8 protein-coding genes and 1 other annotated feature are annotated in these 9,795 nt (G+C 45.1%); all 8 genes read right to left on the reverse strand.

Annotated features, from left to right (window positions below):
- Nucleotides 1–11: 11 nt before the first annotated feature.
- Nucleotides 12–4,103: a WD40 repeat domain-containing protein gene (locus M595_RS13645; protein WP_023066825.1), complete on the reverse strand. Its 4,092-nt coding sequence runs from the start codon at nt 4,101–4,103 to the stop codon at nt 12–14.
- Nucleotides 4,104–4,248: 145 nt separating this feature from the next.
- A complete protein-coding gene (locus M595_RS13650) occupies nt 4,249–5,673 on the reverse strand; it encodes an ATP-binding protein (protein ID WP_023066841.1) in 1,425 nt (474 codons plus the stop codon).
- Between the two features lie 227 nt (nt 5,674–5,900).
- Nucleotides 5,901–6,305 carry a 50S ribosomal protein L7/L12 gene (rplL, locus tag M595_RS13655; protein WP_023066876.1) on the reverse strand — a complete coding sequence of 135 codons (405 nt, stop codon included), beginning with the start codon at nt 6,303–6,305 and terminating at the stop codon, nt 5,901–5,903.
- 63 nt (nt 6,306–6,368) lie between these two features.
- The gene (gene rplJ / locus M595_RS13660; protein WP_023066873.1) at nt 6,369–6,941 is read right to left on the reverse strand and encodes a 50S ribosomal protein L10; all 573 of its coding nucleotides are present in this window, start codon (nt 6,939–6,941) and stop codon (nt 6,369–6,371) included.
- Nucleotides 6,942–7,033: 92 nt separating this feature from the next.
- Nucleotides 7,034–7,208: a sequence feature (ribosomal protein L10 leader region), on the reverse strand.
- Between the two features lie 104 nt (nt 7,209–7,312).
- Entirely contained in the window at nt 7,313–8,029 is a 717-nt protein-coding gene (rplA, locus tag M595_RS13665) for a 50S ribosomal protein L1 (RefSeq protein ID WP_152983575.1), read from the reverse strand.
- Nucleotides 8,030–8,143: 114 nt separating this feature from the next.
- Nucleotides 8,144–8,572: a 50S ribosomal protein L11 gene (gene rplK / locus M595_RS13670; RefSeq protein WP_009782967.1), complete on the reverse strand. Its 429-nt coding sequence runs from the start codon at nt 8,570–8,572 to the stop codon at nt 8,144–8,146.
- A 3-nt stretch (nt 8,573–8,575) separates the two neighbouring features.
- Nucleotides 8,576–9,208, reverse strand: a complete 633-nt coding sequence (gene nusG, locus M595_RS13675) for a transcription termination/antitermination protein NusG (protein WP_023066847.1) — start codon at nt 9,206–9,208, stop codon at nt 8,576–8,578.
- Nucleotides 9,209–9,244: 36 nt separating this feature from the next.
- Nucleotides 9,245–9,469, reverse strand: coding sequence for a preprotein translocase subunit SecE (gene secE, locus M595_RS13680; RefSeq protein WP_009782969.1), 225 nt, complete (start codon nt 9,467–9,469; stop codon nt 9,245–9,247).
- Nucleotides 9,470–9,795 lie beyond the last annotated feature (326 nt).

The raw sequence follows: 9,795 nt of genomic DNA on the forward strand, positions 1-9,795 counted from the left end.
AATAGAGTTAATTATTTTAATTCTTCCAAAACCTCATCGGTAAATGGATTTTTACCCGCCCGAAGCGCATCGATCCAGTCTTGGGCTTGAGTTTTATATTCCTGACTGTCGGTTCCATTTACAAATACCTGAAAATCGGCGATCGCCCCTTGAATATCCCCCGTTAACGCTTTGGCAAGTCCGCGAGTTCTAACAGCCCAAACATTTTTGGGATCGAGAGCGATCGCTTTTTCGCAGGCAAACATTACCTCTGTCGGTTGTTTGTTTAAACTGCCATACCAACACAGTTTATTCCAATTACTAACAGAAATTTGAGCGGGGTGGATTTTTTCGGCCTGTTTGTAGGTGTCAATTGCTTCTGAAACTTTACCTTTACCAGATCGAAGAAGTTCCTCCCCTTTATACAATAATGCGTTAGCTGCCTCTGTTGCCTGATATCTAGCTTGGGCTTCCGGGTCAATATTTTGCAAAGTTGGGATGAATGCCACTTTGTCGGGTTCTATAGCTTGTTGATACTTTTGTATGGCGGTTTCTATGTCTCCTTCCCTTGCGGCTTTTGTGCCTTCCTCCATCAACTTTTCTGCTTTGTATAACGATTCTGCCCAAGCTTGAAAATTGCGATCAATGTTGAGGTCGGGGTTCCATTCAATCGCTTTCTCAAATGTTGCAATAGCCTCCTCAATTTTCCCTTCCCTGGCTAATTTCTCTCCTTCTATTACCCAACTCCTCCCAGCGTCTTTTCGGCGAGAAGAGTTAATTTGGCAAACTTCGAGTTCCTCCAACTCCTGGGGATGAGTAATCAGGTAATCATTCAACCACTCGCAACCCCGCTCTGTCAAATCTTCGACCCGTAAATCTGTCCACAACTTCACCGTTTTGTCCCAACTGGCAGTTGCAATCGTTTCTCCGTCGGGACTAAATGCCACGCCCCTGACCCCGCTTTCGTGTCCTTCGAGGGTCGCCAACAGTTCTCCTTTGCGGTTCCACAACTTCACCGTTTTGTCATCACTGGCAGAAGCAATCGTTTCTCCGTCGGGACTAAATGCCACGCCCCAAACCGGGCCTTCGTGTCCTTCGAGACGGTTAGACTCTCTAAACTCCTCTGGGTTGCGTTTGTAAACTGCAACTCGCAGAACATTTGCCATCTGGCTAGCGTCTCCTGTGGGTTCAACTTTATTATCGACCTGTTGTTGCCAGGCCTTCATCGCAGTCATCAGTCCATCCCACCGTTCGCCCGAAATTGATAGCGCTCTGGCTTCGTTTGCCTGGGCAATAATTGTTTGTTTTTCTGCCCGTTTTTTTTCGGCTTCTGCTTGCAAACCAAAGATTGTCATCCCCACTGTTAATAGGGTCATTACCAACGAAGCCGCAACCGAACCCCTAACCAACCATTTCTGCAACTGCTGGCGTTTTTTCCGTTCTTGTTTGAGTTCTTCGAGGATTTCTAATCCTTTTCGCTGTCGAATAAACGCAACCAAATAATCGTGTACCAACTGATAGCGGTCTTCGGGCTTTTCCGGCAACAAAAACACCAGCCCCGAATCGACAAAAATCTTTAACACCAACTCCAAATTTTCTAGATTCAACCGTAATTCTTTGGTCAACTCCGCCCGAGTTTTCAGGGGGCGCGTGTTATTTTCGTCGGTTAAAAGCAGCAACACCAACCACGCCAATTTTTGATTTTCTACCCCGCAGTCTCTCACGACTTCCGCCAAATATCGGTTGACCAATTCTGCTTTAGGGTTGTCTCCGAGTTCTTGATACTGTTCGACGGTGGTAATCTTTTCGGTCTGAAGTTGCGACCCCACAATTTGCAACTCAACGGGGCGCACTTCTTCCAATTCTTCCGCCAAGTCTTCAACCAATTTTTCTCTCAGGTTAGCATCGATCTTAAATTGGGAGTTTTGAGTCAGTTCTTGAATAACCGAGTCGGCTTGTTCCCGAGAAAAGTTCCCCAAATAGTAAAGAATTTTTTTATCTAAAATATGATTGTTGATGGCTTCCAAATTTCCCAGGCGGTTAAATTCTAGCAGGTAATGAATATAATCCTCTCGCAGCGACAAAATAATATTGAGAAATTGAATGTTCAAACACTCTTGCAAAAACTCGGCAAATTCGCGCCTGTTCTTGGGTTCGGGATTTGCAAAGAAAAATTCCTCAAATTGATCCAAAATAATTACCGTAACGAGATTGAGTTCATCGTTCTTTTTTAACTGACCAAAAATAGCCTCTTTCGAGTTCAACGGTTCCGAATTAAGATCAAGTTTTTGAAAACTTTTCAGTTGTTCAGCCAAACCTTCGCCCAAAACCGAAATCCAATTCACATAAACTCGCTGCAAAACTACGACCACATCGCGGGTATCGATTGATTTTTTTTCCAAAGTCGGTATTAATCCCGCCTGCAAAATTGAACTTTTTCCAACTCCTGACTGTCCGTGAATAACGATGAGTTTGTAGTCCGGGCGACTAATTCTTTCGACCAAGGTTTCCACATCCAATTGTCGTCCAGATGCGGCAATTTCCTCGTTAAGCCTGCGGCGTTCAAATTCGGGAAAAGCGGGGTTAATATTAAATTTTATATCTTGCAAACGATTCGCACCGATAAAGGCTTGTAGCCCGAACTCCTGCTCAATTCTTTGTCGTTCTTGCTTCAGTTCAAAGGCTTTTAAGTATTCTTTTTGTTGGCAATAAATTGATTGTAGTTTTTGCAGGATAGAAATATATAATTTCGGGTCATACTCGGGCTTTGTTTCTGCTTTTGCACGTTCTAGGGTAGCGACCGCGACTTTTATTTCACCCAAACTTTGTTCGGCTTTTGCCCGGGTAAATAAATACCAGCCCCGATGATAAAAACGTTCCCAATCTAAAATATATTGCTCATTTTCTGAAACGTTATTTGAGAGTTTGTAGAGATTTTTATGAACAATTTTTAGGGATTTACTGGCGAGTTCTCTAGCTCGTTTATTGTTGTTTTTTGCAAGTTCAACTTCAGCCAAAAAACCATAAGCACGGGCGAGTCTAAATGTTCGGTTATAATCCTCCTGGAAAAGATCCCCCCTCCTGCCCTTAAAAAGGGGGGAGGAAGAAGAATTAGACTCCCCTCTTACCAAGGGGGGCTGGGGGGGATCTAAAAGTTCTATTGCTTTATTAGCAACGGTTTCCAACTCATTCCAACGCCCCAAAATCTGCAAAACTTCTCCCCAAGCGTTGATAAATTTCGCAGCTAAATCCGGGCGTTTTGCCGTTTCAAAAGTGTTGATTGACTGCTGAAAATAAGGGCAAGCGCGATCAAAAGCATTCTCTTTTTCTACCCGATTTCTAACGGCGTAACTGCGCCACCACAGCCCCAAATAATAATTGCTATGAGCTATTCGCACTGTATTATTAAGCCCTTCCCAAAGTTCGAGGCTGCGCTGATAATGGCTTAACGCGGTTTCTGTTGAATTATCCCCAACTCGACCCAATACAAATTCTAAACTTGCTTCCAACTCCGGCTCTAATTTTACCCCCCGATTTTCCAATTTTTGCCGTGCTGCCATCAACTCTTGATAACTCGATTTTCCCACACCGAGAGCAATATGATTCAAAAATATGCCCGCCCCGCTCTCTAAAACGACCCGATAAACGGAGTCAGCTTTCTCTCGGATAAAATCGATAAACTCTTGAGTTGAAGTTTCAAAAACGGTCAAACTTGTCCAACTTTCAAAGTCGGGAATTAAGCGAACAAATTTGCGGTAAATTTTCCCGTCAATCCAAAAAATAATCGGAAATTGGAAATTTTTTCTAAATTCATCCCGCACGAACCCCATTGAAACCAGCAGTTGATCAATACCTTTTATCCGCTCAAAACCCCAAACCGTGAGCGCGTCGGGCTGTCGATCTCCCAAGTTTTTGTGAATCGTTGAATACAGTTCCTCAACCGACTCATCAAGCTGCAATTCTGCCAGGTTTCCCGAAAAAGATTCCCGCAGTTTTTCAATTAGGCGATCGCGTTGGCTGAGATAATCACAACTCGCCAAAAATAGCCTAAATTCCCCCTGAGACATTTCCAGAGCAAAGATTAGCTCTTGTAATAATTCGGTTTCATCATTCAGACCCGCCATAATTTACAGCCCTTTTAACGCTTCATAGAGTTAATTTATTTTGCCCCTCTCCGCCCCCCTAGCCCCCCAAAATTGGGGGAACTCAGTTTTTCGCTCGTCCCCCAGAATTGGGGGATTTAGGGGGCAGGAATTTCCGGGGAAAAAACTACTGTAATTCGGGCGCATCTTTCAGGATGGGATTGACATCGAACCAAGACCCCCGATCATCTCGGTACTCGTAAACAAACATACTGCGAATTAACTTTTGATATCCGTCGTCGCCCGTCACTTTTTGAGTTTGAACGACTTTTTTTAACAATTCCCACTCCTCATCTTCTACGGCCAAAATTCGCTCGTTGCGAAGATTTTGAATTACCTTGTCGAGATTTTCGCGGGCGATGGGCAATCCTTTCTGTTTTTTAATTGCATCGTTCAGCATTCGCAGCACGTTCCGCACGTGACCCCCGCTCATTCGACACAAATGATCCAGGGTTTCTTCGCTGTCAAAAATTTCGGTAATTTTCTCCAAACGTTCCTGTTCGCCGAGATCGGGAAACGCCCTCGCCAACACCAACTGTCTGAGAAGCGCCATTCCTTCCGCACATTCTTGACTATCCCGCAAATATATAGAAACCATTGGCAACACGAGGGGAGTCGTTTTAAAACGCTGCGTTAGGGTGCCGTAGTCGTTGGAAAACCGCAGCGCCAAAGGCAAAGTATAGATAACGTGACAGCGAAGACTAATTAGCTGTTCGCCGCGATCAACAAATAAATATTCTGGCTGAGGTCGTCCCCAGGGTTTCGGAGAACTATCGACTTTTTCCAGGTTGTCAACGATGACAACTAATCCATTTTTTCCGTACTGTTTTAACTGTTGGTTTGCGGGTTCAAGCAATTCGTGATTGATGGTTTCTATAATACTGCTGGTGCGGGGGCCTAAATATTCTCGGAGTTTGCTGCGGAGTTGGGGGCTATCTTTGGCTTTTGCGGTGATTTTGCCAATTCCCAAAGCCACAAATTCCAATCCTTTTTCGTCGGCTTTTACCTCGCCAATTCCCGGTAAACCCATTTCTGCCGAGAATGTTCCTTCGGTGTTTGCCGAGACTTTACCGATGCCAAAAACGTTCGCTTCTGCGGAAAGTTCGAGATCGGTTTGTAATAATTTAGCCGCCCCCTGAAGCAAACCTTTCAACCCTTTGGGTTCTTGCAATTTCAGCTTTTCTAACTTTTCTAAACTTTCGCTGACCTGTCGCGCAATGGTGAGGAGAATATCGGTAACGTCGATGTCTCCCATTTCTAAGTATTTGTCGGAATCAAAATAAACGACGTGAAAGCCTTTCGTTTCTAACTGTTCCTTCAGCCGCCACAGTTCGGTAGATTTTCCGCAGCCAATGTGTCCGGTAAAAAGCTGGCAGGTGGGCTGATCGGAAGACCAAAACGCGATCTGATCTTTGAGTTCTTCAATTATTTGTCCCCCCCGCACGGACGAGAAATCGATGTAGTATTTTTGGTCAATGTTTTGGTTATCTGTAAATAAGGCTTTGCCGGGGTTGGTCGCTTGAAAAAAGGCCTTAACATCTACAGTTGTCATTATTTGTGGGAGATGGGAAGATACTCGTCCATTCTATGTCAAGGATCTGGGAGCTTGCCACTTTTTCTTCTCGTCCCCTGTTGCCCAATCTTAGTAGTCAATTTTAGTTTTCTTCGACTACATATAACATTCGGTCTCGGTATTCCTATATCCTGTTACAAGTTAGGGTAGGCAACGCCTACCCTAAAATAACTGATAGAATCAGAAACTTACTTAACGGTCTTATCCTACTTAACCGTTACTTTTGCACCCGCTTCTTCAAGCTGCTTTTTGACGCTCTCTGCATCTTCTTTGCTAGTCGCTTCTTTGATCGGCTTGGGTGCGCTTTCAACCAGGTCTTTTGCTTCTTTCAAGCCTAAGCCTGTAATGGTACGAACCACCTTAAGAATTGCAATCTTCTTATCTGAGGGAAACTCATCGAGGATAACGTCAAATTCTGTTTTTTCCTCTTCCGGTTCAGCCGCAGCAGCACCCGGAGCAGCAGCACCCCCAGCCATCATCATCATTCCGCCGCCACCCACAGCCGAAGCATCGACTCCAAAGGCTTCTTCAATTTGCTTGACTAACTCAGAAGCTTCAAGCAGAGATAAGGATTTTAACTGTTCTAAAATTTCGTCGGTTTTAGCAGACATGGATTAACTCCTGAGAAACAATTGATAAACAATAAACGATCGACAACTAAACCGCTAAAAGGGTTAAGCTGCATCGGCAGAATCTTCTTTTTCGGAAACTGCTTTGACGACACGAACCAAGGAAGCGGGTACTTCTTTGATACCAACTGCCAGTTTTGTGGGGACTGCTTTTGTTCCCACAGCCAGTTTTGTGGGGATGGAATTGATGACTCCGGCAATTTTAGCCATCAGTTCTTCCTTCGTCGGCAATTCGGTGATCGCCTTGACCTCATCGATACTTAAAGCCCGACCTTCCATGACTCCACCGCGCAGTTCGGTTTTTTTGGAGTCTTTTTGGAAAGCTTGGTAGGCTTTAATCGCGGCACCGAAATCGTCTTGAGCAAAGATAAATGCAGAGCTTCCACTCAGAAACTCTTGCATTGCTTCCCAAGTCTCATTACCCTCGACTGCTTTACGCATGAAGGTGTTCTTGGTGATTTTGCAGCTACTCCCTGTTTCCCGCAGACGATTTCGTAAATCGGTGATTTGAGCAACAGACAGACCTTTGTAGTCAATGACTAAGGCCAGTTGAGCTTCGCTCAATATCTGTTTGAGATCCGCGACAATCTCTTGTTTTTCGGTTACGGTTCTCCCCATTGGTCTTTGATCTCCATTGTGGATAACAATCCACTTACATCGGGTCGAATCAATGACAGCTTTTGATGTCGATCTCTAGCCAGAAATCTTGATTCGCCATAAAAAATCCCCGGCTCGATTAGCCGAGGTTGAAGATTGAAAATCTAATCGATCAAAATGTAAGCAGTGTTCTGCTTGATCTTTAATCTTAAATTTATCTCTTCTAACCTCGGCAGGATATTAAGCGACTTCTGCACCTGCTGTCTTTGGTTAATCCAGATTTTAAGTTTATGGATTTCGCTTAAACTTTTGACAATTGACTATTATCAGATAATTGTCTATTTTTGTCAACCCCAACGGGGGTTTTACAGTCGGAGTTGACAGCACTAGAATTAGGCTGCTTCGGTGATTTTGGTTTCCCGTAGGGTATAAATATCGACTGGAATAGATGGCCCCATCGTTGCTGAAATGTACACACTCCGCCAGTAACGACCTTTTGCGCCGGAAGGACGGTTGCGATCAATACATTCTTGCAACGCACACAAATTCAACAGCAAGTCTTCGGCAGAGAAGGCGGTTTTCCCGAACATTACATGAACGATTCCAGTCCGATCTGCCCGAAATTCTAGTTTTCCGGCTTTGAATTCCTGAATCGCCTGAGCGACATCTGTTGTGACTGTTCCTCCCTTGGGAGAAGGCATCAATCCTTTTGGCCCTAATAAACGACCCAGTTTGGCAACTTGGGGCATCATATCAGGTGTCGCAATCAGGCAATCAAAATCCAGCATTCCTTTCTGGATGTCGTTGATCAGATCTTCAGAACCCGCAATATCGGCACCTGAAGTTAGGGCTTCATTCACCTTTTCACCCTTAGCTAAAACGGCGACCCGAATGGTTTGACCTGTTCCTTTCGGTAAGGTAACAGTGGTTCGCAGTTGTTGGTCGGTGTATTTCGGATCAATTCCTAAACGAATATGCGCTTCTGCCGACTCAGGGAATTTTGCTGTGGCTGTTTCCTTTAGCAGTTGAATCGCTTCTAAAGGTTCATAGGCTCGATCTTCAACCTTTTTCAGCACTTCCTGTAATCGACGCGAGATTTTTGCCATGATTTTCTCCTTGGGGTCACGAGCGAAGTTGGACTTCTCCCCCGATAGTTTGCACTGACAGTTCGTTAATAACGAGGTTAATAACGAGTTGTAGAATCTGCTTCACCCATAGGGCTGTTAATCAGCACTCACTTCGACACCCATATTGCGAGCGGTTCCTGCTACGATTTTCATCGCCGCTTCGATATCGTTCGCATTCAGGTCAGGCATTTTGGTTTCTGCAATTTCTCGCAGTTGGGCTTGGGAAAGCTTACCCACTTTGCGAGTATGAGGTTCGCCTGAACCTTTTTCAATGCCGAGTGCTTTTTTGATCAGTACCGAAGCGGGTGGGGTTTTGAGAATAAAGGTGAAACTGCGGTCTTCATAAACCGAAATTTCTACCGGAATCACTAGGCCCGCTTTATCGGCTGTTTTGGCGTTGTATTCTTTGCAAAACGCCATGATGTTGACCCCATGTTGACCCAATGCTGGGCCGATCGGTGGGGCTGGGTTGGCTTTCCCCGCAGTGATTGCCAACTTAATGACTGCTACTATCTTCTTTGCCATTCCTTAGCCTTGTTTTTCAACCTGATTAAACTCAAGTTCGACGGGGGTATCCCGTCCGAAAATCGAGAGTAATGCTTTGAGTTTATTACGCTCTGGACTCACTTCAATCACATCTCCTTCAAAGTCTTTGAAGGGACCAGAGAGAACGACAATGTGATCTCCTGCTACCATTGCCACTTGCACAACAGGTTCAGCTTGCTGAGTCTGTCTGAATATACGTTCTACCTCTGCCGAACTTAAGGGCAAAGGCTTAACGTGGCCGCGTCCTCGGCTGCTACTGCGCTTCTGTTCTGCTCCGACAAAGTTGATCACATGAGGGGTGTTTTTGACGACCTGCCAGGCTTCGTCGTCGATATCCCAGTGGCTGAAATCACTGTTCCACTTCAACTTCATTTGCACCAATACATAGCCCGGAAAGACTTTCTCCTCACTCTGTTGGCGAGATCCATCTTTACGGAGCTTAATGGTTGGAGTATGGGGAATCTGAACTTTTAGAATGCGATCGCCAACATCCAACGTTTTGATTCGCTGTTCTAAGTTGACTTTAACTCGTTTTTCACAGCCAGACGCCACCTGAACAGCATACCAGCGCAGTTCGCCTGCTGCATATTCTTGTGTGTCTTCTAGATCTGTCATGGGTCTCGACTACTCTGATTGGAAGGAATGCAAACGTCATCCAAACACTTGCCCCGATGCCCAACGAAAGATGTTATCCACCAGGTATATTAGGGTTGCTGATAGCATGATCATCAGCAATACGCCCGCTGATTCACTAAAAAGCTGCTGACGACTAGGCCAGACGACTTTATCGAGTTCCTCTTTTGTTTCTTTGAAAAAGTCAACGACGTTAAACCCTGCTGGGGATTGATTAGTCCCTGCTTCATCTTTTTTTGCCACGGTAACTTCCCCTTGCAATACTCGACTGTGACCGCTTCTCAGTTTGGCTGAACAAACTCAAATAGTTTATGATAGCACTTCAACAGTGCTACAGCCAACTCTCAATCTCCAACGAATCTCAAGTTTTTCAGGGGAGTGGATTTCACCGACCAGATTGAGTCTCGCCGGATGGGGCTGCGGCTTCTTCTTTGCTCTGTGCGATTTCCGAACAAGTTACCCAGACGAACTTTACTCCGCCTGGGTCTTAAGATTGTTCAGCGCGCCCTGAAGGACTCGAACCCTCGACATCAGGTTTTGGAGACCTGCGTTCTACCAACTGAACTAAG

This window comes from Lyngbya aestuarii BL J, assembly GCF_000478195.2.
Classification (GTDB): Bacteria; Cyanobacteriota; Cyanobacteriia; order Cyanobacteriales; family Microcoleaceae; genus Capilliphycus; species Capilliphycus aestuarii.